12 protein-coding genes are annotated in these 26,032 nt (G+C 72.1%); 7 read left to right on the top strand and 5 right to left on the bottom strand.

Annotation, left to right across the window (positions count from 1 at the left end):
- Nucleotides 1–69 precede the first annotated feature (69 nt).
- From ABC795_RS04670 to ABC795_RS04660, 3 genes are read left to right on the top strand one after another with little or no spacing between them, the layout of a single operon-like run.
- The gene (locus tag ABC795_RS04670) at nt 70–1,920 is read left to right on the top strand and encodes a hypothetical protein (RefSeq protein WP_347059744.1); all 1,851 of its coding nucleotides are present in this window, start codon (nt 70–72) and stop codon (nt 1,918–1,920) included.
- Entirely contained in the window at nt 1,920–2,345 is a 426-nt protein-coding gene (locus ABC795_RS04665; protein ID WP_347059743.1) for a hypothetical protein, read from the top strand. The genes ABC795_RS04670 and ABC795_RS04665 overlap by 1 nt, the downstream gene beginning before the upstream one ends.
- The gene (locus ABC795_RS04660; protein WP_347059742.1) at nt 2,342–3,646 is read left to right on the top strand and encodes a hypothetical protein; all 1,305 of its coding nucleotides are present in this window, start codon (nt 2,342–2,344) and stop codon (nt 3,644–3,646) included. The genes ABC795_RS04665 and ABC795_RS04660 overlap by 4 nt, the downstream gene beginning before the upstream one ends.
- A 66-nt stretch (nt 3,647–3,712) precedes the next feature.
- On the opposite strand, the gene ABC795_RS04655 is transcribed toward ABC795_RS04660, so the two are convergent.
- Complete coding sequence (locus tag ABC795_RS04655) at nt 3,713–4,579, bottom strand: SGNH/GDSL hydrolase family protein (protein WP_347059741.1); 867 nt, start codon at nt 4,577–4,579, stop codon at nt 3,713–3,715.
- Nucleotides 4,580–4,972: 393 nt separating this feature from the next.
- Nucleotides 4,973–6,259, bottom strand: coding sequence for a cytochrome P450 (locus tag ABC795_RS04650; protein WP_347059740.1), 1,287 nt, complete (start codon nt 6,257–6,259; stop codon nt 4,973–4,975).
- Nucleotides 6,260–6,820: 561 nt separating this feature from the next.
- On the opposite strand from ABC795_RS04650, the gene ABC795_RS04645 reads away from it, so the two are divergent.
- The 4 genes from ABC795_RS04645 to ABC795_RS04630 are packed head-to-tail and all read left to right on the top strand — an operon-like array spanning nt 6,821 to nt 9,873.
- Nucleotides 6,821–7,678 carry a hypothetical protein gene (locus tag ABC795_RS04645; RefSeq protein ID WP_347059739.1) on the top strand — a complete coding sequence of 286 codons (858 nt, stop codon included), beginning with the start codon at nt 6,821–6,823 and terminating at the stop codon, nt 7,676–7,678.
- A complete protein-coding gene (locus tag ABC795_RS04640) occupies nt 7,590–8,288 on the top strand; it encodes a recombinase family protein (RefSeq protein ID WP_347059738.1) in 699 nt (232 codons plus the stop codon). Before ABC795_RS04645 ends, ABC795_RS04640 begins: the two co-directional genes overlap by 89 nt.
- Nucleotides 8,285–9,559 (top strand): recombinase family protein, encoded by a 1,275-nt coding sequence (locus ABC795_RS04635; RefSeq protein WP_347059737.1) that lies wholly within the window; start codon nt 8,285–8,287, stop codon nt 9,557–9,559. The genes ABC795_RS04640 and ABC795_RS04635 overlap by 4 nt, the downstream gene beginning before the upstream one ends.
- A complete protein-coding gene (locus ABC795_RS04630) occupies nt 9,472–9,873 on the top strand; it encodes a hypothetical protein (RefSeq protein WP_347059736.1) in 402 nt (133 codons plus the stop codon). Before ABC795_RS04635 ends, ABC795_RS04630 begins: the two co-directional genes overlap by 88 nt.
- A gap of 354 nt (nt 9,874–10,227) precedes the next feature.
- Here the strand turns inward: ABC795_RS04630 and ABC795_RS04625 are convergent, their stop codons facing one another.
- From ABC795_RS04625 to ABC795_RS04615, 3 genes are all read right to left on the bottom strand, one after another.
- Nucleotides 10,228–16,320: a hypothetical protein gene (locus tag ABC795_RS04625; RefSeq protein WP_347059735.1), complete on the bottom strand. Its 6,093-nt coding sequence runs from the start codon at nt 16,318–16,320 to the stop codon at nt 10,228–10,230.
- Nucleotides 16,321–16,407: 87 nt separating this feature from the next.
- Nucleotides 16,408–18,936 carry a hypothetical protein gene (locus tag ABC795_RS04620; protein ID WP_347059734.1) on the bottom strand — a complete coding sequence of 843 codons (2,529 nt, stop codon included), beginning with the start codon at nt 18,934–18,936 and terminating at the stop codon, nt 16,408–16,410.
- A complete protein-coding gene (locus tag ABC795_RS04615; RefSeq protein WP_347059733.1) occupies nt 18,933–25,418 on the bottom strand; it encodes a DEAD/DEAH box helicase in 6,486 nt (2,161 codons plus the stop codon). The genes ABC795_RS04620 and ABC795_RS04615 overlap by 4 nt, the downstream gene beginning before the upstream one ends.
- Nucleotides 25,419–26,032: the final 614 nt, after the last annotated feature.

Below are 26,032 nucleotides of genomic sequence, written 5' to 3'. Positions count from 1 at the left end.
CCCACACGGTAAGCCGCTCGTTGCATGTGACAGTTGTCGATGTAACTGTTACTGGTGTTACATAGCCACATGCCTGGAAGGGACGCCGTGCTGATCGCCGCCGAGACACGACCGACCGGAGGTGCCGCGCTCGACGAGGTCGTCCTCGCCACGGCCATCGGCCTGGGGCTGACGGCCGTCCTGCTCGCCCTGGTCCACCTGCACCGGACCGGGCGGTCGCGGGCCCTCACCCGCATCGGCGACCGGCTGGGCGCCACCACCGGCGCGCCGGCCTGGGTGGCGCTGCCGACCATCCTCACCACGGTGTCCCTGCTCACCGCCCTGCTGGGCATGCTCTGGGACATCTCGCTGCACATCGGCATCGGCCGGGACGAAGGACCGCTGGCCAACCCGGCGCACTACCTCATCCTCTTCGGCCTCTTCGGCGTCTTCTCCGGCGGCGTGCTGGCCTGCGCCATGCCCCTGGACGGGGAGCCGGGCCCGGCCGCCGTGCGCTTCGTCCGGGGCTGGGACGTCCCGGTCGGCGGCATCCTCCTGACCGCGGCCGGCTTCTACGCCCTGCTCGGCTTCCCGCTGGACGACGTCTGGCACCGGATGTTCGGCCAGGACGTGACCCTCTGGGGCCCCACGCACCTGATGCTCATCGGCGGCGCCGGCCTGTCCATCATCGGGCTGCTGGTCCTCGAGCAGGAGGGGCGCGGCGGGCTGTCGGCCGACGACGGCGACCGGGAGGTCTCCCGCACCGCGCGCTTCGTCCGGCAGGCCTCGGCCATGGGCGGGCTGCTGCTGGGCATGTCGGTGTTCCAGGGCGAGTACGACTTCGACGTCCCGCAGTTCCGGCTGGTGCTCGAGCCGCTCCTGATCGCCGGGGCCGCCGGCATCGCGCTGGTCGCCGCCCGCATGTTCATGGGCCGCGGCGGGGCACTGGCGGCCACCGCGTTCTTCCTGGTGATCCGCAGCCTCATCGCGCTGGTCGTCGGTCCGGTCCTCGACGAGATCCTGCCGAGCTTCCCGCTCTACCTCGGGTCGGCCGTCCTCGTGGAGCTGCTGGCGATCACGCTGCCGCCGGCGCGCCGGCCGCTGCTCTTCGGCGCCGTCGCGGGCCTCGCCATCGGCACCGTGGGCCATGCGACCGAGGCCGGCTGGACCCACCTGGTCCAGGAGCTGTCGTGGGGCAGCGACATCCTGGTCGAGGGCACGCTGATGGCGATCGCCGGCGGCGTCGCCGGCGCCGTGCTCGGCGCACTCCTCGCCACCGGCCTGGCCGGCCGGCTGCCGCGGCCCGCCGTGGCCCGCGGCGTGCTGCTCGCCTGCCTCGTCGTGCTGGCGGCCGCCGTCGCCAACGGCCTGGTCGCCACCGTGCCCGACGACGTCGAGGCGACCTTCGCCATCGAGGACGTCTCGACCGAGCCCCGGACGGCGGACATCACCGTGCAGCTGGAGCCGGCCGACTTCCCCGACGACCCCGCCTGGGTGCAGATCACCGCCTGGCAGGGGCAGGGCCTGGTCGTGACCCCGTTGGAGGGGATCGGCGAGGGCGAGTACCGGACGACCGAGCCGGTGCCGCTGCACGGCACCTGGAAGACCCTGCTGCGCGTCCACGACGGCCGCGTGCTCACCGCCTTTCCCATCTACCTGCCACAGGACGAGGCCATCCCGGCCGACGAGATCCCGGCGAGGGACGGCATGACCCGCAGCGCGCTCCCGGAGATCGAGATACTGCAGCGCGAGCTCAAGGACTCCGGCGGCGGGCTGTGGCTGCTGTCGAACCTGGTCGTGCTGGCCTGCACCCTCGCGCTCATCGCGGCGACGGCCTGGGGCGTGGGCCGCTACGCCCGCCGCGCCGCCGTCCGCGAGCCGGCCGCGGTCGTCCCGGCCGCCGGCCGCGCCGACGGTGCGACGACGTCCGGGGTGCGCTGATGTGCGCCCGCTGCGCCGCCGCCCTCCTGCCGCTGGCCCTCGCACTGACCGGCTGCACCGGCACCGAGGCGCCGGCGGAGGAGGCCACGGCAACCCCCGGCTCCACCGGGAGCCCGGCCACCGCCGGCTCCGCCCCGTCAACCACCGGACCGGCCGAGGCGACCGGGCAACGGCTCGAGGTCCGGGTTGCCGGCGGCCAGGTCACCGGCGACAACGGCCGGGTGCCCGTCGCACTCGGCGAGCCGGTCAGCGTCGTGGTCACCAGCGACGCCCCGGACGAGGCCCACCTGCACGGCTACGACGTGACCGCCGACCTGGCCCCGGGGCAGCCGGCCGAGCTCGCGTTCGACGCCACCATCCCCGGCGTTTTCGAGCTGGAGCTGCACGATGCCGGGACGGTGCTGCTCACGCTGCAGGTCTCGTGACCCTGCTCGCCCACGGGGTCGGGTCGCGCACCGACCTGCCGATCCCACTCGGGCTGGCGCTGTACGGAGCCGGCGCGGCCATCCTGATCAGCTTCGCCGCGCTGCTGCTCTTGTGGCGGTCACCGAAACTGGGCGGCCCGTCGTCCGGGTGCCCGCTGCCGACCGGCCTGCAGCGGGTGGTGGACGCCCCGGCCCTGCGGCAGGTCGTGCAGGCGGTGGCGCTCGCGCTGCTGGTGCTGGTCGTCGCGGCCGCGCTCGCCGGGCCGGAGGCGACCGAGCGGAACCTCGCGCCGTGGGCGCTCTACGTCACCTTCTGGGTAGGGCTGGTGCCGGCCAGCCTGCTGCTCGGGCCGGTGTGGCGGGTAGCCAACCCGCTGAGGCTGGTGCACCGCGTCCTGCGCCCGCTCACCCCGTCCGCCCCCGGCGTCCCGCGGCTGCCGTCCCTCGGGCTCTGGCCGGCCGCCGTCTCACTGACGGTCTTCCTCTGGTTCGAGCTGGTGTATCCGGGACGCGCCGACCCGGGCACGGTCGCGGCCTTCCTGGTCGGCTACGCGGTGGTGCAGTCCGGGCTCGCGTTCTGGTTCGGCGAGGGCTGGTTCGCCCGCGGCGACGGCTTCGAGGTCTACTCCACCCTCATCGCCCGCCTGTCCCCTTGGGGACGCCGGGCCGACGGCCGGCTGGTGCTGCGCAACCCGCTGGCGAATGCGACGGCGACCCCCGCCGTCCCCGGCCTGGCCGCAGTGGTGGTCGTGCTGCTGGGCTCCACCGCCTTCGACGGGCTCACCCGCACCGCCTGGTGGCAGAGCGGACCCGGCGCGGCGAACGACTCGCTGTCGGGCACGCTCGGCCTGCTCGCCGGGATCGCGCTCGTCGCCGTCCTGTACCTGCTGGGCACCCGCTTGTCGGGTCGGCTGGCCGGGCAGCCGGCCGGGGTCCAGCCGCGCCGGTACGCCGCCACGGTCATCCCGATCGCGCTCGGCTACACCGTTGCCCACTACTTCAGCCTGCTGGTGCTCGACGGGCAGACGACGTGGATCCTCGCGAGCAACCCGTTCGGCCTCGCGGGCGTGGACCTGCTCGGCACCTACGGCAACGTCGTCGACCTGACCGCCGTGGGACCGGACGCCATCGCCTACGTGCAGGTGGGCGCGGTGGTCGCCGGGCACGTGACCGGCGTGACGCTGGCGCACGAACGGGCGCTGCTGTCCGAGCGGCACGCCCGAGCGTCGGACCAGCTGCCGCTCGTCGTCGTCATGGTGCTGTTCACCGTCGGCGGCCTGGGTCTGCTCTTCGGCTTCTGACCCTCGTGACCCCCGGCGAGGCCGCGTGGCAGTGATCCGGTGGGAACCCGGTGGCCGCCGCTCGGCTCAGCGGCCGCGGTCCAGCCGCAGCACCTCGATCGTCCGGGCCGCCATCTGCGCCTCCCCGAGCGCGTTCGGGTGGACGATCACCGCGTTGGTCCCCTGGAGGACCGGCTCGACCCAGCGCACGCCGATCGGCCGGCAGGCGTCGTGCCCCTCGGACGCCTGGCTCATGTCGACGTAGGTGACGCCGGTCTGCCCCGCCGCGCGCCGCACCGCGTCGTTGAGGGTGGCCTGCAGGCTGCGCAGGTAGGGGACGTCACCCTCGGCGATCGTCATGCGGTCGAAGCAGCCGCCGCTCGCCGGCATGATCCACGGGTAGCCGAGGATCGCCACCTTCGCCCGGGAAGCCTCCTGGCGGACCGCCCGGAGGGTCTCCACCAGCGCCGGGAAAGTCGTGGAGCGGATGGTGTCCTCGAAGGAGGAGCCGTAGCGGTCCTTGCACGGGCTCCCCGCGCCGAGGGTGGTCAGCCCCGCGGTGGAGCAGGCGAGGATCGAGTTGGTGAAGACGCTGCTGTCGTTGCCGCCGATGGTCATGGTGACCAGCTGGGTGTCCTGGCCCAGAGCATCGAGCTGGGGGGCCACGCCCGGGTGCTGCTCGGCGAAGAAGTCGCCGGTGGCCGCGCCTCCGCAGGTCACGTCGGTGAGCTGCGCGCCGATGGCACCGGCGACGACGTGCGGGTAGTTGCGGACGGAGCGCAGGCACTGCGGCGGTGCCGTGAGGTCCGGCGGCAGCACCCCGGAGGCGGCGCTGTAGGAGTCGCCGAGCGCGACGTACCTCAGCGGGGACGGCGTCGCCTGCGCGACGGGGGCGACCACGACGCCGGCCAGGACGGCGACGGCGGCGGCGAAGCAGGCAGCGAGACGGCGCACGTCTCCTCCAGATGACGTGAGGGGCACTGTGCGCGGAACAACGCGTGACCCGGCCGAGGGTTACGCAGCACACACGTGCTCCGCCGTCGGCGGGTCCACCGTGGTGGTGAAACGAGCGAACCTGTATTCCAGCTGCGCCGCGAGCCCGACCCGAGGCCGAGGTGGTGGCCCAGGAACCTGAGCGCGGCGTTGCACGACGTCCGGGCCGATGCGCACGCGCTTCGACAGCCGCACTCGCCACTTCGTTGGGCTCGCCTCGACTGCCACCCCGACGACGCCGCCCAGCTCACCGGATCGACGGCCCAGGTGGGCAGCTCGAGCTAGTGGGACGGGCAGCACCATCGACCGGTGGATATGACGTTCTGGACGCACTGCAGCCGGAGGCTCACAGATCTAGGCGCGGACCTGGACGACCATCCCGCTGCGCGGAGAGGTCGGCATCTGCGTCAGGTCCACCGTGAGGTCCTGCGGCGGGACGTCGTGAGGCAGCGCCGCGAGCAACCCGACCGCGCGCTCCAGCAGCCGGATCGTGGGCCACTCGCCCGCGCAGCGGTGAGCCGTGGCGTGGTCGCCACCGCCCTGAGGCACGAGGTCGAACGGCCCCGGCGTCCGCTCCCGGAACCGCTCCGGGCGGAAGACCTCGGGATCGCCCCAGATCCGCGGATCGTGGTTGGTGGCGTACAGGTCGAGCAGCAGCCACTCGCCGCGCCGGAACGTGCGGTCGCGCCAGGTGAACTCCTCCGCCACCCGGCCGCCCACCACGGGGAAGAAGGCATAGAAGCGACGCACCTCCTGTGCGAAGGTACGCACCGCCTCGTCGTCGGTCAGCCGGGCGCGCTGCTCCGGATGCTCGTGCAGCGCCAGCGCGGCGAAGACGATGAACCTGCCGATGGCGACCGTCGGGCGCAGCACGTTAATCAGCTCGACCGCGGCGACCGCGGTGCTCAGCAGCTCGCTGTCCAGGCCGCGGTGCGTGGCGATGGCGCGCAAGGGCCGTCCCTCGGCGACGTCCAGCCGGCCGCCGCGCACCTGGTCCACGAGGTCGCGCACCCACTGCTCGGCCGAGTGCCGCCGCAGCTGGCCGCGCCAGTTGCGCGGGCCGAAGGCACCGGCGCCCTCGAACATCGACACGAGCTGCCGGGTCCGCTTCGGCACCTCCTCCTCGGCCAGTGGCACTCCGCTCCACGCGCACACCGTGCGGCACAGCACCTCGTGCACCGCGTCGAGGAGCACAACCTGCTCCTGGGCGGCCCAGCGCCGCTCGGCTTCGGCCCACTGCTGCTCGAACAGGGCAACCAGCTCGTCCAGCGCGGTCGGCGTCATCATGGACAGGAACATGGCCTTCCGGTGCCGATGGTCCGCGCCATCCAGCACCTGCACGCTGCCGACGTCCTGCAGCAGGGCAAGGGTGGGGAGCGGCAGCGCGCCCTTCCGGGTCAGCCGGTCAGGGGTGTAGAAGTGCCGCGCCGCCTCCTCCCCGTAGGTGAACGTGGCACGGGTCAGCATGAGTCTGGTGTCGAACAGATCGGCCCCGGCCCGGGCGAATCGGCGCGTGCCGAACTGGTAGCCCTCCCACAGCAGGCTCACGCTGCTGTCGACCAGGTCCAGGGCAGGGGCCGCCGCCGCCACGACCCGGCTCGCGGCCGACGTCATCTGCCGCACCGAACTGTTCAGCTGCATCCGTGCCGCCCCCCACTCGTGTGCGGCTCCTCCTAGCCCAGAGCCGGTGAGCCAAACCGGCTCTACGAAGTCGGGCGGGCAGTTTTCATGTCAGGAGTCCGGGCCGTGGTTCTGCAGCAGGCGGCGGCCGACCGATGGGAGGATGCCGGTCGGCGATTCGCATCGACACACCGGAGATCCTCGGCGAGCGCTGCGGCTACATCGCCGCGCTGGAGCAACTCGTCGGACGCCCGGGTGATCGGCTCTCCGTGACGCCGGCCGCGCCGGCCTGGGAGATGTCCGCTATGCGACTCAGCGGCCAGCCAGTCGACACCCGACCTGTACCCGACGCTCGGACACCTGCAGGCTCCTCGGCGCGACATTGGTCTCGATGGCCACCACGATGGCGACCGAACACGACACAGGCCGCTCCTCCCGAAGGAGGAACGGCCTGTGTCGTCGGGGTGGAGTGGGGACTACCCGGTGCGAAACAAACCCCTTCTGATCACCGTCACACGGCGACTGCCGGAAACGCCCTGGTCAGACCGCCCGTACGCCACACCCGGCAGCCTGAAGGCTGCCGTGATCGACACCATCGCCGCGATGCACGCCCGCGGCGTAGTCGAGGTGAACACCTCCGACCTCCTGGCCGAACTGGCAGCGCAGGGGCGGAGCGCCCGGCGCGAGTCGCTGCGCCCTCTCCTCAGCGAGCTCTCGGGCGCGGCCCGCGGAGGCCGTCGCGTCGCTGGCGCGGAACTCATCCGGCTGCGCATGGACTGCTACCGGATCACAGGAGAGTTCGGCCCCCTGGCCAGCCCGCGGCCGGCGTCGGAGCGCGGCATGACCCTTCACCGCGCCCTCCGGTCGTGGATGGAGGAGCGCGCCGCCGCCGGCGCTCGCGAGTTCGGCCTCGCGGATGCCACGGCCGGGATCCGGAAGTACGGCATGTCGACCAGTCGGGCCACGGTCAAGGGCGTCCTCGCGTCGCACTTCATGTTCACCGGCGCTCGCGCCGACGTCGGACGCCGCGCGATGGGCGACTCCGTGCCGACCGTGAAGCGCGCCGGCCACGGTCGGTACCGGTTCGTCGGGCATGCCCGGTTGGACGGCGTGAACACCCAGCGGGCCGTCACTCCCCTCGGACGGCGCATAGTGTCGGTGCTGGCACGCTGCCAGGCGGCCGGCCAGACCGAGATCACGGGTCGGGATCTGGGCGAGCGACTCGACCCGCCGGCGACGCCCCAGGCGATCGTGCGTCAACTGCACCGACTTCACCATTCCGGGGTGGTCAACGTGCAGTTCCTGGGGAACAACCGCCGACGCTCCTACGTTTTCGAAGTACTGCAGGGCAATGGCAGGGTCGACTCGGAGAAGTGCACCCGAAAGGGTGAGTCGATTCGAATGTCAGGCAAGTCGGCGCCAGCACGGTCCGCGGCGTGATTACGAAGATCACCGCGGATTCTCCGCCTACAGTGACCGCCAACCGCCGCAGCAACCGCCGCCTCCCCACGCGGACCGTTCTGGTCTCGCGACACCTCGAGGACCTCGAACTCGAGCGCTGGCTCCGCGACTGCGCATCCCTCCTCGCCGAACAGCTGGGGGGTGCGGCATGAGCCCTAACCCGCCGCCGCCCAGCCCCCCTCGGCGCGTCGCCATCTACACGAGGGCCCGCGACGACGAAGGCCTCCGCCGCCAGCGTGAAGACGTGGAACGGCACATCGCCCAGCGTCCGGACTGGGCGGTCGTCGCCGTCTACGAGGAAGTCGAGCTTCCGCACAAGAAGCGCCCGGCGCTGGACCGCCTCCTGGCCGACGCGAAGAACGGCGTCATCGACCTCGTCGCGGCGCGCGACCTGCCGCGCCTGGGACGCAGCATGGAGGCCTTCGCGGACGTCGTGCGCGTTCTGGACAACTGCGGCGTGGGCATCGTGACTGCGGCGGAGAAGGTGGACACGCAGACGTCCCAGGGGCGACTTTTCATGGCAGTGCTCACCGGCTTCGTGGACAGCTTCCGAGATGCACAGCGCGCTCACTCCCGGGGTGTGCGATGAGCAGGCGGGCCAAGAGGACCTCTTTGGTCGACGCGCCGAATCCGCGCAAGCGCGCTGTCATCTACAAGCGCGCGAGCACGAATGAGAGCAATCAGCCGCACAGCCTCAAGACCCAGGACGTCGAGGGCAGGCGATTCGTAGAACGTGAGGATTGGGAACTCGTAGGCGTCTACGAGGAGTACGCGAGCGGCAAGGACCAGAATCGCCGAAAGCTGCAGGAACTGCTCCGCGATGCGCGGGCCGGACTCTTTGACATCGTCGTCTTCCAGCGCATCGACCGCCTTGCCCGCAGCCTCTTGGACTTGCTCGACATCATGAAGCAGTTCGACGAGGCCGGCGTCGCCTTTTACAGCGTGCACGAACGCTTCGAGTCTGAGACGGTGAGCGGTCGCCTGCTCATCCAGGTCATCGGCGCGCTGGCCGAGTTCGAGCGTCGCCTACTACTCGAGCGCATCCACGGAGGCCAGCGCACCAAGGTCATCGAGAAGGGGCTCCCACTGTCTCGCTCGAGAGCGCCTTTCGGAACTCGAGTCGATGACGCGACAGGAATGCTCGAGAGGGACCTGGTGACCGACGAAGAGGGAGTTGTCGTCGGTGGCACGTGGCCGCTGGTCCAGGCCGTCTTCGACGACTACGCCATTCGTGGACTCTCACCGAAGAGCATCGCCAAGAAGCTGACGGGCAAGGGACACCGAACCAGTAATGGTAATGAGTGGTCGCGCCAGGCCGTTCACGACATCCTCCACAACCGGACGTACGTCGGCGAACTCTGGTGGAACGGGGAGTGGTATCCGGGCGCCCATTCAGCCTTTCTCGACACGGAGCTGTTCGACCGCGCGCAGACGATTCTCGAGCAGAACGCCGCCGAGGGTGCCGCACGCGTCGCGCAGGCCGGGCAGACCGACTACCTGCTGAGTGGTCTCTTCCGGTGTCATTCCTGCGACGCCAGCATGGTCGGCACCAGCGCCAATGCCCGAGGGCGGAGGTACCGCTACTACTACTGCAGCCGGGCGGTGAAGTCCCGACCGGGACTGGCTGCGCTGACCCGCTTCGCGTACCCGCGGACAGCCTGGAACAGTTGGTTGTCGATGTGGTGCTCGAGGTCCTCGGTCAGGACGACCTCTGGCTGCGGGCCTTCGAGGAGTACCGCCAGGGGGAGCAGGAAGCGCGCCCGGAGGCCGTCATGCAGCTCGCGCAGGTGCGACAGGAGCTCGACGAGGTCCGCCGCGTTCTCGCTCGCTACAAGCGGGACTATGAGAGCGAGAAGCTGACTGCTGACCAGTGGTCGCAGGGCGTGGCCGAGCACGGCCCGCGAGAGCGTGAGCTCGAGTTCACGGAGCGCCAGCTGGTCGAACAGCTCGAGAGCGGAGAAGTCAGGGTCCCCGAATCGGCCGTTCGCGCTGATGTCGTGGCGGCCATCCGTCTCGCATTGACCAGCCCCGCCCACCCTGCCCTCCGACAGCGAGTCATCAAGGGCGTCGTGGCCGCGGTGCACTCGACGGACGGTGAGAACTTCGAGGTGCAGGTCGCGGCGCCTACGTCGAAGGCGGCCGAAGAGCTGCTCAAGATGAACGCAGCCGCGTGACCAGGGTGCCGCCGGAGAGACTGCCGGTCGTGACGTGCGGTGTCCCCGACGGAATCGGAGTACATCGCAGTATGGCTGCTTTCGGCCTCAAGGCCGCCGATACTCGGTCGAAGCGAATGAACTCCTGCTCCAGACGGACCGACGGCCGTGTACGCCGGTGCACAGTGCGGTGAACGCCTGCTGCCCGAGGCCAGTCAGCGTCGGCAGCTCGTCATCCCGCGGAGTCCGCTCAGTGCTCCAGAACGGTCGGTGCGCCTGCACGTATGGGTGTTCAGGTTGCGATGACACAGGACGCTCGGGAGGTTTCGACCCCGCGCCGGCCGCTGGACTGTCAGCGACCGGCGCGGTCGGTCATCAGGCGCGGTGAGGCCAAGATCGGACGAGTAGCGGCTCGGGCCGGTACATCCCGTCCTCGTCGACGTCAAACACACCCAGCGCCTGCAGGCACGCGACCACCGTCTCGGCGTCACCGACGGCCATCTCCACCGCTACCACCAGATCCGTCCGGGATACCCCGGCCGCGTCTACCAGGCTCAACACGCTGGCGAACGCCTTGTCCAGGTCGGGGTCGGCGGTCACTCCAACCGCCTCCACGAGCGCGGCCGCGCCGGCCGGCGAGGCAACCTCTGCTGCGATCATGTCCAACACCCGGGCCTCGTCGGCACCGTCGGATACGAGCTGGCCGGCCCGCTCGACGAGCATCGGCCAGCCACCGGTGACCTCCAGCAACCTGTCGAGCCGCTCGGGCGCGCTGAACTTCTGCGCATCCAAAGTCCACACCCGCAGTGTCTGTGCGTCATAGCGGCGCAGCGTCACCGTTCCCAGCGATGGGGTCCTGCCACCGTCGGCGAGCACCCGCCGCCACAGACCCAGCTGCTCGGGCCCGGCGACCAGGACCGCCGAGCGGGTCACACCCCGCTGTGCGGGACGCAGGTCCAAGGCCGCGGTCAGCGCATCCAGGCAGGCCCCGTCCTTCGGACCGCGGGCGTGCAGGTCGGTGAGCACGACCCGCCGCTGCCCGGGCAGGCCGGCGACGAGCGCCTCCTCGAACTGTCGGCGGCTGGCGATCGCCGGCACGGTGAATCGGTCACCGACGTCAGCCACGCACCGGATGGCCGTCGCCACGTCTCCGATGCCGGTGGCCTCCGAGCCGAGCACGACCCGCACCTGGTTGGCGTGGTCGCCCAGGACATCGTCACTCTGTCCGGCGGTCAGCGGCGACCGGCGGCCGTCGGGCAGCTCCAACCGGCTCTCCAGAGCGATGAACTCATCGGGCACCGATGACGTTGCCGCACCGACCAGCTGGGTGATCACGTCGTCCTTGGTGCCGATCATCGTCAGCACGTTCGGGCTGCGCAGGTGCCAACCGCGGCCGTCGGTGTTTCGGGCGAGCACGCCCAGACCGACCATCTCCTGCAGGTAGGCGCGGAATCCCTCCACGTCCAGCGGCTCGAACCCGACCGGCCACCAGGCCAGGCACTCGTCCCGCAGCTCGACGTCGGACAGCCGTGCGTCGATGCCGGACTCGTGGGCGTGGTGGGCGAGCACGTTGGCGATCACGTTGTACCGGGGGTCCAGGTGCAGCGTGTCGTGGAACGCGGCGCTGATGCTGGCTTTCAGCTCGGCGTCCTGCTCGACGGCCACGACGTCGTCGCGGGTGATCACGTACGGCGGCTCGGCGACTTCCAACCCGCCGGGCTCGCCACGCTCGGCGTGCATCGCGGTGACCAGCCGCCGGGCGAACATCTGCAGTAGGAACGGCTGGTAGGAGCAGTACCCGAGCACCCGGTTGACCAGGTCGTCATCGGCGAACCGGTAGCCCAGCGCGTGCAGCGGGCGGGTGAGCAGATTGGCCGCCGACTGCGGTCGCAAGGGCCCGATGACGGTCGGGCGCTGCGCGAGGTGGCTGAACGGGCCGTTGCGGGCGGTCTTGGCGTACCGCTGGACAGAGTGCAGCCCGGCGAACACGACCTTGATTCGGCCGTCGGTGGCCAGTCCGAGGTCCTTGAGCCGGTTGGTCTCCAGGAACGCGGGCGCGTCGGCCTCGAAGAACCGGTCGGACTCATCGAGCAGGATCAGCAGCCGCCGCCGCGCGTCGGCGTCCATCCACGCGAGCACACCGGCGCGGACCTCCTCATGCGCCTTCTTCCCGGAGGCCACCGCGGCCCGCCGAGGCGGAGTGAGCACCGTCAGCTTGGTCAGGTCGCGCTGCAGCCCATGCCAGATCGCGTCCGGGCCGATCGCCGACCCGGCACCGATGCCGAGGGTGTCCAGGCTCAGGTACAGGCCGATCCGCTCCCCCGGCGCACCCTGGGACTCGAACATGGCACCGGCGCTGCGCAGCAGCGCGGACTTGCCCAGCCCGCGGCCGCCGTAGATCAGCTGGGTGCCATCGGCGTCCAGAACGCTCTTCCGCTCGGCGTCGCGACCGTAGAACATCTCCTCGGCCACCAACCCCCGCTTCTGACTGACGTACGGGTTGGTGTTGCTGAACGGCAGCAGCACGCTCATCGTCGCGTCCATCTGCCGATCGCCGTGCGCGACCAGGTAGGCCAGCGCGGCGTCGTCGAGGACAACGACCGGGGCGGTGCGGGTGCCGGCGACGGCCCGCTCCGCCAGCTCCCGGCGGGTCTGGGCGCTCATCGTGCCGAAATGGACGATGAGCAGGCTGGAGTCGGCGTTGTCCTGGTCGGCGTGGCTGAGCAGCAGCTCCGCCGAGGGCTGCCCCCAGGCCAGGAGCACCCGCAGTCGGCCGTCGAGCTTGCTGCCGAACGCCGGCACCAGCGCCTTGCCGTTGATCGTCACCTCGGCGACGTCAACGAATCGGCGGTCGCGGCCGCGCGGCAGATCCAGTTGCCGGATGCCGCGACCTTCGATGCCGACCACCCGCAGCGCGGAGAGCAGCACGTCGCGCTCGCTGACCCGCTGCCGGTCCGCCGGCGCGGCGGCAGACCACCGCCGCCACCCGTCCAGCGCCGTGGCGGCGAGGTCGGCGAGGTCGCTACCCAGCCGGGTGTAATCCAGCACCTCGCAGCCGGGCACGACGCCCCGGCTGCGGATGGCGGCGATGACCTCGTTGGTGAGCCCGTCGGGCAGCGCGTCGGGCACGCTCGGGAAGAACCGCATCAGGTCGGGGCGCTCGCTCACCTGCGGCACCTCCTGGCCGATCTCGAGGTGGTAGATCAGCTCCTCGGCGGTCGACAGCTCGCCGTCGCCGATCAGGCCCGTGACGCGCTGCGCGGTGGCGGGGTTCACGGTGGCCATCGCTGCCAGTCGCTCGGAGAGTCGACGGGCGGCCTCTTCCCGGTAGTGCGGAAGGAGTTCGGCGACACGCGCCAGCCGGACCCGGACAGCCGCCAGGTCGCCGCTGCCGGTGACCTCTGCATCCCGGAGCATCCCGGTCAGCTCTCCCACCTGCTCCTCGGAGACCTCGTTGTTCGTCCGCGCCCGCCGCAGCTCGGCAGCCAGCTGCGCGCGGATGTCGGTCAGGTCAGCGGCGACCTGCTCCTGTGCGGCGGTCACCTGGTCGGCCAGGTCGTCGCCCATGTCGCCGCCGCCGGGCAGCTGGTGCGCGGCGGCCATGGTGAGGAGAAGTCGGGCGGCGTCGAAGTTCTCCGCGGCAACCTGGACGGTGACCGCCTCGGCCCAGCTGCGGTCAGCCGCAGCGAGCAGGTCGACGGTGGTGATCCCCACTGGCAGCCGGACCTGGGCCATGCCGGTGCCCGCCGACGCTCCGGGCACCTTGAGCAGCTCGACGCTCAGAGCGAGGCCGGGCGTCGGTTCACCGGCCGGCAGGCTCTGCTCCCCATCGAGCACGGCGAAGGTCAGCGTGAGGGACTGCGCGGCGGCGGCGGCCGCGGCAGCCAGCAGGGGGTCGGAGTGCCCGGCCTGGGTGTGCAGGGCGGCCAGTACCTGGGCGCGGCAGGCCAGCACCGCCTGGCGCATCTCGGCGATCACGCTGGTGCTCCACGTCTGCGCGGTGCTCGACCGCTTCAGCGACAGCACCGCGTCGGCCCATGCGGCCAACGCCTGGACGGTCTCGGCCGCCAGGGTGACGAGGTCCTGCCGGCCGGCGCCCTCGATCGGCCGGCCCGACACTCCCCGGAACCGGCGGTCGAGGTCATCGATCTCGCGGGTGATGGTGGAGCTGTCCGACAGCCGCCGGATTGCGCTGACGACCTCATCGACCGCGTCGCGGTCGTCGGCGGCTGCGAGGGTCAGCGGCCGGCCGAGAATGCCGTCGGCTGCCATCCACAGCTTGGCGATGTCGGTGGCCCGCTTGAACCGCAGCGTCCGCGGACGCAGGAGCGTGCGGGCGCCCTCTGCCAGTGCACGTAGCGACCGTTCGACCTCAGTCACGTCGGCCAGCACGGTGAGCGGCGGCGCACTGACCAGCGCCCCCTGCAGCGCGCGGCTGCCGACCTGCTCGGCGATCGCGGCGAGGTTCGGCTCGACCCGGCCGGCCAGCTCGGTGAGCACCGCACCGGTGGACGGCTCACCGGTGACCAGCGCGGCGCGCACCATCGCGGCGACGGTGAGCAGCACGCTGGGGGTGTCTTCAGCGATGGCCGCGATGTCGACGTCGGCAACTTCGCCGCGCAGGGCGGCACCGACCGGCCCCGTCTCGCTGCGGACAGCGTCGGCCAGCGCGGCCAAGCGCAGCGCAGCCCGCGGACCCTCAGCCCAGTCCGCGGCCGAGGCCACTGCTTCGGCCAGGCCGAAGCGGCGGGAGCGGATCAAGTCGGCGACGCCGTCGACGAGGCGGGCGTGGGCGGCGATCTCATCGCTGACGGCCACGGCGGGCGCGACCGGAATCATGCCTGCTGCGGGGGCGGAGCCGACGTGGGCGGATGCGGCCAGAGCCGGGTCGGCGGCAGGGTCGGCCGGAGTGGGGGTCGCGGCCGGGGTGGCCGTCCGGTCCTCCACAGTGGCCGGCACGTCAGCCAGGCCATGACCAACCGCGGGGGGCTCGGTAGGGGTGATCTCCAAGCTGCTTGTATCGACGGTCTCGATGCCGTTGCCGGCCTGGTCGGTCGCGGGCGCCGCTGGCGCGGTGCTACTGGCGGGCGCCAGACCCGACTGGATCAGCTGCCCCGCGGTGACCGCCAGCAGCGCGAGGTCGCTGTGAGCAGCGACCAGCTGCTGCTGCAGGGCGATCGCCTGCTCGGGTGCAGTGTCCGGGTCGGCGAGGTCACCCAGGGTGGCCAGGGTGACCGCGCTGTTCCGCTGCGCGGCGCTCCAGCGGGCCACGGCGACGAGGTCCGCGGCACGCTCCTGCGCGGTGGCCAGCATCGTGGACAGGGCCTCGTTGCCTTCCGGGGCGCACAGTGCCCCCAGCTGCACCAGCCGGTCCCGGACCGGAGCGTCGGAGGCGTCTGCGACAAGATCGTCGAGCGCTGCCCGCACGCCTGCCCCGGTGCTCGGGGCTGCCGCGGAGCCGGCAGCAGCCAGCACCGCGACCGCCTCGTCGAACGCGGTACGTGCCGTCGCCAGGACGTCGAGGTCGGCCGCGACCGGCGGCTGGTCCGCGGTGACGTCGGCGAGCACTCGCCGAGCAGCCGGCAGCGCCTCGCCCAATGCCTGCTGCAGCGCCTGCTCCGCCTGCCGCACCCTCCTGAAGCCGGCGGTACCGGGCTCGAAGTCGCCGACGGGGTCGGACGTGCGGGTGTCGGGGGTCGCCGACATGCGGGGTGTCTCCTCGACGAGGTCGGTCTGCGGGGCAGGCTGCTGCTGAAGCGTGGCGTCGGCCGGAGGCGCGCTGTCGGTCACCGGGGCCGCCGTCTTCAGCGGGGCGGCCGGGAGGAAGAACCGAAACTCGGCCGAGGCGGCGATCACCCGCTCGGCGGCCGCGGCGATCGCTGCGACATGGGTGGCCTCAACCCCTTCCGGGACGAACCACGGCTGCGTGGTGGCCCAGCGCCACAGACGCGCATCGCGGACCGAGGCAAGGCCCTGCGACCACACCGCGACTCGGGCCAGCGCCGGGGACCAGACCTCGGCCGGATCGCGCGCGGGCACCCCGGGCAACCGCTCGGCGAACTCCTCGGGATACATGTGGGGGTGGAAGTCCTTGAGCATCGCCCGGGTCAGTGCCGTCGCCGAGTGCCGGGCCGCGTGGTCGTCGACACGGTTGAGCCGCACCAGGACGTCCTTGCACAACTGCTGCCCGATGGTTCGCGGAGACAGCGGCAGGCCGAGCGGGCGTAGCACCGCCTGACGATGCTGCACCGGCGTCGCCGACAGGCCCCTTCGAACGTCCTGGGCGGCGAGCTCGAGCAGAGAGCCCTGCAGCGGCTCCGGGCAGGCCATCAACGCTGCCGAAAGCTCGGCCAGCGCGTCGTCGAGCTCCGGGTCCTCCCCGGCTGGCCAGCCCGCGTCGGCCCATACCGGGTACGGGGTGGACGCGTCGCCGTGCGCACAGTCACGGGCAGGGTGGCGGGCAGCCATGCGACCTCCGGAGAACGTCGTGATGAACCAGCTGGAACAGGAAGGGGGTCAGTGTGCGCGACGCCACTGACATGGCCGCGGAAGCGATCACGCGCGTCCCCGGACGAACGGCTTGACGTACGTGTAGCCCTCGGGCAGCTCGGCCGGTCCGGCGAGACCGAAGCGGAGCCGGTCCTCCCGGTAGGCCGCCCGGGCCTCCTCCCCGGCTTCCCGGCCCAGGTCGCCGATCCAGCGCAGGTGCCCGGCGACGTGGTGGTGCCGGACGAACCGGGCGTCCAGGCGGCTGCTGGTGCGGCGGGCGACCGCGCGCGGCGGGCCAGCAACGGGGCGGGGCTCGTACACGATCAGCGGCACGGTCGGATCCCCCGGCTGGGCCGGGTAGCGGATCCACCGGGAGGTACCGACGCTGCCCACGTCGGTGTGCAGAGCGCCAGCGGCCACCAGCTCGTCAAGGGCGATGTCGAGCTCGCCGGCGCCGGCCGGGCCGGCGCTGCCGTACACCGCCTCCGGCAGCAGCGACCGAGCCAGCACCGCACGGCCGTCGGGATCCAGCAAGCCGCGGATGCGGACCGCCCGCAGGACCCGCTGGGTCAGGGTGAGCGTGCCAGCCGGCCCACTGCCGCCGTACCGCGGCTGCCCGGGGGCGGTGTCGTGGGTGAGGATCCGCGGGTCGTACTGGTGCTCGATCTCCATCCCGTCGACGGTGACCGGCATTTCCAGCAGCGTCGTCATCGCCCGGATCACCTGCTTTCCGCGCGGCCAGGTGCAGGTGAGCCGAATGCCGGCGAAGAAGTCCAGCGGCCATTCCACCCCCTGCAGCTGGGGGCGGGGGAACAGCTCGCTGGCGACGTCCTGGGTGGCCTCGTCCCTGTCGAGTTCGTTCCCGTCATGGGTCAGCAGCAGCCGCAGCCGCACCCCGGACAGTCCCGCGTCGCGCAGCTGGGTGCCGATGCGGTCGGGCAGCGGAAGCCGGCCCTCGAGCAGGTGCGACAGGCGAAGCGCCTGGGTCCAGGTCACCTGGCTGTCGGTGACCACCAGGTCGTCGGCGTGGGTGTTTTCGTCATCGACGGGCGGGGACAGAACCGGGGTCAGCGCCGGCGTGGGTTCGGGTGCCAGCTCCGGCGCCGGCGTGGGTTCTGGCGCTGGCTCCGGCTCCACATCGGGTTCCGGCTCCGACTGGGGTGTGAAGACCGAGACGGGCTCGGCGGGGACGTCGGTCTCCGCGGGCGGCTCGGCCGGCGTGCCTTCACCCGAGGAGGTCGGCGGGGTCGGGGCCGGTGCGGGCTCAGGCAGCGTCGACTGCCAACCCAGGCCCAGCGGGACCAGCGGATCGACGTGAGAGTGCCGACTGGCCGGATGCTCGGCCCGCCACACCCCGCCGCCCTGCCACGGGTCGTCTAGCCGCAGGTGTACGCCACCAGGCAGCAGCCCGGTCTTCTCGTCGACCTCGCGGCGGGCGTAGTCGCTGATCACCGCGTTGGCGTGGCAGACCGCCGCCACGTAGCCCAGACCAATCAACTGTGCGCCGGCGTCGCGGACCATCCGCAGCCGCGGACCGACCGCGGTGAACGTCACCGTCGACGGCGCCTCTCCTTCGGTCGCGGCGACGGCCGCGGGCGCCTGATCGGGCCGGGTCACGACACGACGGGCGCGGCCGGCGCGCAACGGCATCGCGGTGCGCGCCAGCTGCACGGCCACACTGCTCAGATCCCCGCCGCCGAGCGGGCCGGGATCATCCAAGCGCGCGGCCAGCGACGACCGGGTGAACGCGTACCCGCGCCACATCCGCAGCTCAGGCAGGCTGGCCAGGGCGGCGGCGACGGTCTCTAGCAACCCGTCCAGCGCTGCGGCCAGCTCCTGCTCGCCGGCCTCGTCGGACAGCACCGTGGACAGGGGCATCGGCGCCGCAGCCGATAGCAGCTGGTCGCGACCCCGGGTCAACAGGTAGCGGGCGTAGAACGCAGCCTCGTCCAGGTCGGCGTCCCGGCGGGAGGCGTAGCGGGCGTCGAGCAGCAGATGCCCGTCGCCGTTGAGCCACCGGCCGCGGTGCCGGAGACGGTCCAGGCGGGCCTGGGAGGCGGAGAAGTCCGCGCCGAACGCGTCGACGTCGACGACCAACAGCTCCCGCAGTTCCGACCCGCCAGGCGGTACATCAGCGGTGCCAGGCCCGGTCGCTCCAGCCGGCGCCCCGGACAGCCACGCAGGAACAGCGCCGTCGTCCGACAGCGACGGATGTGCGCCCTCCTTGTAGACGACCTCGGCAAACAGCGGCTGCTCACCGGCGTCGATGTTGACCAGCGCCCCGACCGGCAGCGCATCGGTGATCTCTCCAAAGCGGACCTGCGGAAAGGCGAACAGGTCCAACGGCCCGCCGACGTAGCCGCCGGCGGTCAGGTCGTAGCCGAAGTACGCGCCGTTGAACGCCACGTTCACGTGCACCGGCCCGCCGCGGGCCGCGACCAGCGCCGACAGATACCGGGCCAACCGTTCCCGCTCCTCGGGCGGGGTCGCCTCCCAGCCGAGCACCATGGTCGGGGTGAGCACCGGCTCATCGGCGTAGGGCCGCCACACCCCGCCGCCGGTGGCGGGCACCGTGCGGTCGTCGACGTTGGTCAAGGGGTGCCGCCTGCAGTCCCTGCAGAACCAGCCCTGCCCCCGGTCCCCCCTGCGGCTGCGGCGGAGATGGCGCGGGCCCGCTCCCGGCGGAGGTGGCCGGCTTCTCGCCATCGCGGCCCGTCTGGTTCGACCCGCTTCTCGGCCTGCAGCCGAACCAGGGCGTCTTCGATGTCGTCGAGCCGGATCGCCGGGTTCGCCCCGAAGTACCGGCTGTTGACCAGTCCGGTCCGCAGCCGGACTCGGCGGCGGGTCGTCGGCACGTAGTAGGAGTCCTCTCCGCGCAGCGCACGGAACACGTCGCGCGCGCGCACGCCGTGGTACACCTCCCACACCAGCCGGTGCACCTGCTCGTCGAGGCGCTGCCGGGCGAACGTGGCATCGGTCCGTGTGCCGGCCGGCCGCGGCCGCGGGGTCTCCAGCGCGACCGCGACACCGGGCTTGGTCTCCCCTGCGGGCCAGGTGGGGTCGTCCCAGCAGGCCGAACACCGGTTGGCCGCGGTGGTACAGCACCCCTTGGGCAGGTCGACGACGCCGAAGTAGTCGGCGAACTTCCGGTTGGCGCAGGTGGCGGTGTCGGCGAAGAAGCTCCGCAACAGCGCTATCTCGGTCGCCGCCCGGGCGGCCTTGCCGGTCACCGCGGTGAGGAACTGGCCCGGCAGCCCGGTGGCGTGCACCGCCAGGCCCGTGATCAGGCGGCGGCTGGGGGCGGCGGAGACGTCGAGCAGCCCGCGATCGTGCAGGTCGGCCAGCAGCTGCCAGGTGCCCGCGGCGTCGTCGGCGACAGCCCGGTACTGCGCCACCGTCGCGGCCAGGTGCCCGTCAAGAGCCGCGACGTCCAGCCGCTGCCTGTGCAACTTGCCCGGGGCCGTCGGGCGGACCGGCAGCGCGAGGACAGCAATCACGACCCGCTCCTCCACGACATCGACGACGTCGTCGGCCTCCGTGCCCCGCCCCCCGGCGGAGCTGCCGGAACGGGGGGCGTTGAGGAGCTCGCCGGGCTTGATCGTGCACAGCGGCGGAAAGTCCCCCAGGTCGCTGACCGCACCCAGGCCGGCGAGCGCGGCCAGCGCACGCATCACCCCGGCGGTGTACGCCTCGGTGGTCCGGGGCTTGCGGGCCTCATCGACGGTCAGGTGCCCGGCGGTGAGATCGGCGCCGATGAGGTCGTCGGCCACCGCGGCGGCATCGACCACGGTGCCCGCGGACAAGACCGCCCGGCCCATCTGCTCCAGCAGGCCGGGCCGCAAGTCGCTGCCGGTCATGAACTGCACCAGCCGCAACCCTCGCGTGGTCAGCAGCGTCAGCCCGACGTTCGCCCGCCGCGGTTCGACCGCGCTGCACGCGGCGGCCCCCACCGGGGTGGGCGTCTGGACGTCGCCAGTGTCCTCGGCCGGTCCGGTGGCGTCCTCGCCAGTGCCGTCCGGGTCGCCGGGGTCGGCGCCGGTGATGGCGGTTCCGGCGGCGTCTCGGCCAGCGCGCCCGAGTTGCTGGTAAAGCGCGGCCAGGTCCGTCGGTGCGCTGACGCAGAACACGGTGCGGACATCGGGACGGTTCACGCCGAGCCCGAACGCCGACGTGGCAACGATGATCAGCGGCGCGAATCCCTCCTCACCCCTGCGCGGCGCCTCCCGGAATTCAGTCATCACCGCGGACTTCTCAGCCTCGGTGAGCCGCCCGTGGAACCGGCGGATCCGCACCCCACCTTCGCCGAGGTAGTCGCGCAGGTGCGCGTGCAGCGCGACTACCTCCTTGACCGTCAGGCAGTAGAAGATCGCGTGGTCGTCGATCGCGTCGAGGACCTCCTCAGCCAGCCCCGCCACGATCGCCGGGCTCTGCTGACGCATGGTCCGGCGGAAGATCGCCAGCTCCGGACGGATCGGGTTCTCCCGCACCGTGAGCAGTGTGCCGGCCGCGGCCTCGGCGGCTTCCCCGGCCGGCCCCCCGGCCGGCTCGGGGTCCAGGCCGAACACTCCTTCGCGTAGCCCGGCCAGCACGGTTCGGTTCGCGGTCGCCGTCAGCGCGGTGACCGGCAGCCCGTGGTCACGACGCAGCTGCGCAAGGAACTGCTCGACCCGGCTCATCGACGGGCGGAAGTCGTCCCACTGGACGACCGTGTGGGCCTCGTCGACTGCTATCCGGGTGACCACGCCGGCGGCGACCGCGGCCCGGACCAGCTCCCGGAACCGGCGCTGGCACAGCCGCTCCGGGGACACATACACCATTCGGATGCCGTGGTCGGCCCGGCCCAGCAGCTGATCGGCGACCTCCGTCTTCCCGGCCCGACTGGAGGACTCCCGCAGCGGCGCGACCAGCGCGCGGACCGCACCGCCGATGCTGCGGTTGAGCTCGAGGGCCTGGTCGTGCATGAGCGCGACCAGCGGGGACACCACCAGCGTCACCCCAGGCAGCACCAGGGCCGGCAACTGGAAGCAGAAGCTCTTGCCGAACCCAGTCGGCAGCAGGCCCAGGACGTTGCGGCCAGCGGCGACGGCGGCGATGACCTGCTGCTGCGCGGGCTTGAGAGTGGCCGGGTCGTCGGACAGGTTCAGCAGCCCGCCGACGGTCGCCGTCCGGGAGAGGACCTCGGCTTCCAAGGTTCCGGCGGCGGTGTGCTCGGCGACCTGCGTGGGTGTGAGCGCCAGTTGCCGGATGCGGCGGGTCTGCGGCAGCAGCGTGTGCTCATCGAGAGCATCAGGGGTGCTCAACTGATCGGCTCGCTCGGAGCTCAGCAACCCGTGGCGGGCGTAGAAGTTCCAGATCCGCGCCCAGCCCTCGGCCATCGGCATGACGTTCCCGCCGCCGCGCTCGCCGGTGACCGGATCGTCGCGCAGCAGCCCGTCGTCCAGCGACCCGAGGAACGTCTGCCGGTAGGCACGGCGCAGGGCGGTCTGCCCGGCCAGCTTCCGGTCACTGATCACGATGACGCCGCGGTGCCGTTCGGACCGGATGAGCCGGCCGGCGGCCTGGCGCAGCTGCAGCGCGGCCAGCGGCAGGTAGTAGTGCTCAGTGGCCACTGCGTCCGGGTCGTCGGCGTGCGCCGCCTCGGCGCGGACGGTGACCGCGGCGCGGCGGGCCTCGATGACCGGGGCAGCGAAGGGCGCGAACGGCAGCTTGTTGATCCACACCAGCCGCAGCCGCTCCTCGTCGGCAACGTCGACGCCCTGCCACAGTCCCTTGGTGCCGACGAGCACACCGCCGCCGTGCTCGGCGTCGGTGAACTGCCGCACCGCGCGGGGATTGCCCAGCACGAGTGCCGACAGGACCGGCGTCTGGTCCTCGCGGGCGCGCAGCCCGGAGGCGAGGTACTCGGCGATGCCGCCGGCGGTCGAGCGGGCGGTGGTCAGCACCAGCGCGCCGCCGTCGTAGCCGCCGCGGGAGCCCGGCACCACGTTGCCCTCGACGTCAAGGGCAGGGTCCACCGGGGTGACGATCTCGCGGGTGTAGCCGGCCAGCTGGTGTGCCACAGTCCGCATGGCCCCGTCGGACTGTTCGGCCCAGGACGGGAAGTCGGCGAAGCAGACGAGCTCGGCCTGGTTGGCGTAGTCGAACGGGGTCGGCAGGTGCATCGTCGGAATGGCTGGGGACAACCCGAGACGGTCGCGGATGAACTGCCAGCTGCCGGCCACCCGCAGCGTCGCCGACACGTAGTAGGTGCGGGCGAAGGTGGCAAGGAACTGCTGCCAGACGGTGTCGGCTCCCAGCTCCACCGGGCTGGTCGCGATCCGGAACCGGTAGCGGCGCAGACCCGCACGCAGCGCCTCAAGCTCCTCGGCGTACACGACCCGGTTGGAGGTGCCCGGCGGCAGCGGACCCAGCGGCACCGCAGCCGTGTCATCGTCGCCGTCGCGATCATCGCCATCCGCGCTGTCGTCGTCGTCCGTGCCGTCGGCATCCGGATCATCGCCGTCGGCATCAGGGGCGGGGTCGTCGGGATCGGTCAGGTCGTCGCTGTCGTCGTTGGGGTCACCGCCGTCGGCATCGGGATCTCCGCCATCGGCGGCGGGGCCGCGGGTCACCACTGATGCCCCGCTCGGGCCGGCGGCCGGAGTGCTCGCCGGCCCACTGGCGAGGCCAGCCATGCCGGGGACGGAGGCCGCGGGCCCGCCGGTGGCCAGCGACGGGCCGATGATGGCGTCGACGTCGTCGACGATGGTCCGGCCCACCCCCTCGACCTGCGCGCACCGGGCGAGCAGCGACCCGATCCGCTCGTGCTCGAAGAAGTCCAGCGACGGCCCGTGCACCGACCGGTACGCCGACAGCGCCCCGACCAGCGCCTCGCACTGACCGGACAAGCGCAGCAGTAGCGAGGTCAGCGTGCGCACCTGCCCGATGCCGCTGGTGCCGGCGTACGCGCTGGCCAGCGTGACCGTCCGGGAGCCAACTACCACCCCGGCGCCGGTGCCGCGCGCGTCGAACGCGTGCCCGGCCACCCGCGGCAGCTGCTCGTGGTCGAGCAGGATCTCCAGGTTGCCTACCGCCTCAAGCACGGCATCGCGCTCCGGGCTGCGGCGGGCGCCGTCAGTCCACGCGGCCAGCTCGCTGAGCAGATCCTCCACGGCGCGGTAGTCCAGCGTCTTCGTCAGTGCTGAGGTCGCCGCGTCCTCGAGCTGGTGGGCCTCGTCGACGATGAGCAGCGTGTCCGAGCCCATGGCCTGCAGATCGTCGATGTGCGCCAGCAGCAGCGCGTGGTTGGCCAACAGCAGCCGGTGGGTTGCCAGCGCCTCGGCGACCGCGTCGGTGTGAGCGGCCACCGGTGTGCCGGAGCCGGCGTCGTACTCCCCGTTGGCGGCCTGGCTCAGCGACTCAAGCCACACCGGCAGGACCGGGCCGGCGTACCCGGTGAAGAACGCCGGGCAGTCCACCGGGTCAACCGAGTGCGCCGCCCACGAGGCAAGCACGTCGGTCGAGGCGATCAACCGCAGCGTGAGGAACGCCAGTAGTTCCCGGAACGCCGGACGTTCCAGGAACCGATTGCGATTCCCGGGCCGTCGGGAGCGGCGGGCATCCAAGGTGGTCGCGTCGGCCAGCGCGGCACTGAGCGCCCGCAGCGACAGCCGGTTGCTCTGCCCCTTCACCACGTCGCTGACCGCGAGCAGCCCGGGCACGTGCGCGTCGAGTGAGGCGACGTCGTCGGCCAGCTGCGCCTGCAGCTGCTTGGTGAACGTCGTGATGATCGCGGTCCGATTCGGTCCGCCGGCCAGCCAGTCCAGCGCTGCGGCCAGCGCCGCATAGCTCTTCCCGGTACCGGTCGGCGCTTCCACCAGCGCCGGTACCCCGGCGTCGGCCCAGGTGTGCAGCGCGGCGGTCATCACCTCCTGTGCCGGGCGGCGGCGCGCCTTCCCCTGGTGCTCGGTCTGGGCCAGCTTCGCCGGATCCACCCGTCCTTCATCGCCGCGCAGACCAGCATCCACGGTCAGCGACCGGCGGCCGGGCGCGGCGGTGGCCGGCGTACCCGGCGGCAGCCGGCGGGGTTGGTGACCGGTCAGAAGCCCGCCGAGGACGGCGGCGACGTCGCCAACGCCGTGTACGCGGACAGTCCCGTGCGCCTCCCCCGGTGCGGCGCCAGCTGATGCCGCGGCCAGGTGCCGCACGAGCGTCCAGGCCGGGGAGTCCGCGCACACGGCGGCGATCAGGTCGACCAGGCCGGCCGGGCGGCTGGTCAGATTGTCGCCGGCGTGGCGCATCAGCCGGGCCAGCAGTTCGGCGTCGTCACCGGCGTCGTGCCAGCCCAACCCGGACCGGTCCACCCCGAGGACGTCGGCGAGCTCAGCGAGCCGGTGGGAGCGCTGGGTCGGCCACAGCGCCAGCGTCAGGTAGTACGCATCCACCAGCGCCGGAGCCAGCGATGGCAGTCCCTCACGCTCGTAGGCGGCCGCCAGCAGGCGAAAGTCGGCCTCGGTGCCGTTGTAGGTGACGACCATGTCCGCGTCGGCTGTGTATGCGTGCAGCTCCTCCAGCGCCTGCGCTGGAGACACCGCGCCGTTGGCGTGCCGGGCTGCCAGGTCGCTCGAGCGGATCTCCCAGCTGGGGTCAGGCAGGACGAGGAACCAGTCGCGTCGCGGGTCGGCGGCCACCCAGTCTGCGTCGGTGCCGAACCGGACGACACCGATCTGGAAGATCCGTTTGTCGAGGTAGGGCTCGGTCGCGGTCGTCTTGACCACCGACTCTAGATCGAGCGCAACCGCACGCAATGGCCGGGAACCGGACGGTGCCGGCGCGGTCTCCTGGGCTGAGGTTGTGGCGGTCGGCATGGCCGCGGTAAACCCGTGCAGCCGCCCTCCGGTCTCGTGCACCGCACCGGCGGCCAGCGCACGAGCCACCAGATCGGTGACCCGGCGAGGGTCCAGCCGGGGAAACCGGGTCTGCGCGACAGCGATGAGCTCAGCCGAGGTCAGCCCATCGGGGTGCTCGGCAATCAGATCGATGAGCCGTTTCGCTGCCGCCGGGAGTGCCGAACCCGCTCCCCCACCAGCCTCTGCCACGCGTGTCGCCCCCGTCGTTCGTGTGCCAGCGCACACCGTAGCCGCGGGGAGGGACATTTCGATGCATCGCGGTGTCGCTTACCCCTACCGGGTCCTGATCGACGCGATCGCAGCGAACCCGTTCCCACGATTGCGCGCATCCCAGGCGCCACTTCCGTGGTCCTCGACGCTGCCAACGCAGACGGGAGGACGACGGCAACGCGTAGACGCTCGCGCAGTCACCCGCGTCCGTTCATCAGCCGCGATCGCAGTCAACGAGGATCAAGCGCCACCGAGGGGGGAACCCACGAGCATCCCCTCCGTCCTCGACGCTGCCATCGCAATCGGGAGGACCACGGCCCACCGGTAGACGCGCCGGAGCAGTCACCGTGCTCGTCCTCACCGCTGCCATGGCAGCAACGAGGACCGAGCGCAGCCGATCAGGCAACTACCGGGCCCCATGCCCGCGGTCCTCGGCGCTGCGCTCGCAGCAGCGAGGGCCAACCACCTGACCGAACCGAACCGAACGTCGACGCCGCGGTCCTCGGCGCCGCCAACGAATGCAGCAGCGCCGGCCGCCGGCACGTGTCCGGCCGCGGCGCTGTCCCGGCGCCGCCCCGCCGGCGGGTGGCCGG

The organism is Blastococcus sp. HT6-30 (assembly GCF_039729015.1).
In the GTDB taxonomy this organism is placed as follows: domain Bacteria; phylum Actinomycetota; class Actinomycetes; order Mycobacteriales; family Geodermatophilaceae; genus Blastococcus.
Note: the sequence above shows the minus strand (reverse complement) of the source record. Positions and strands in the feature narration are given on the sequence as shown.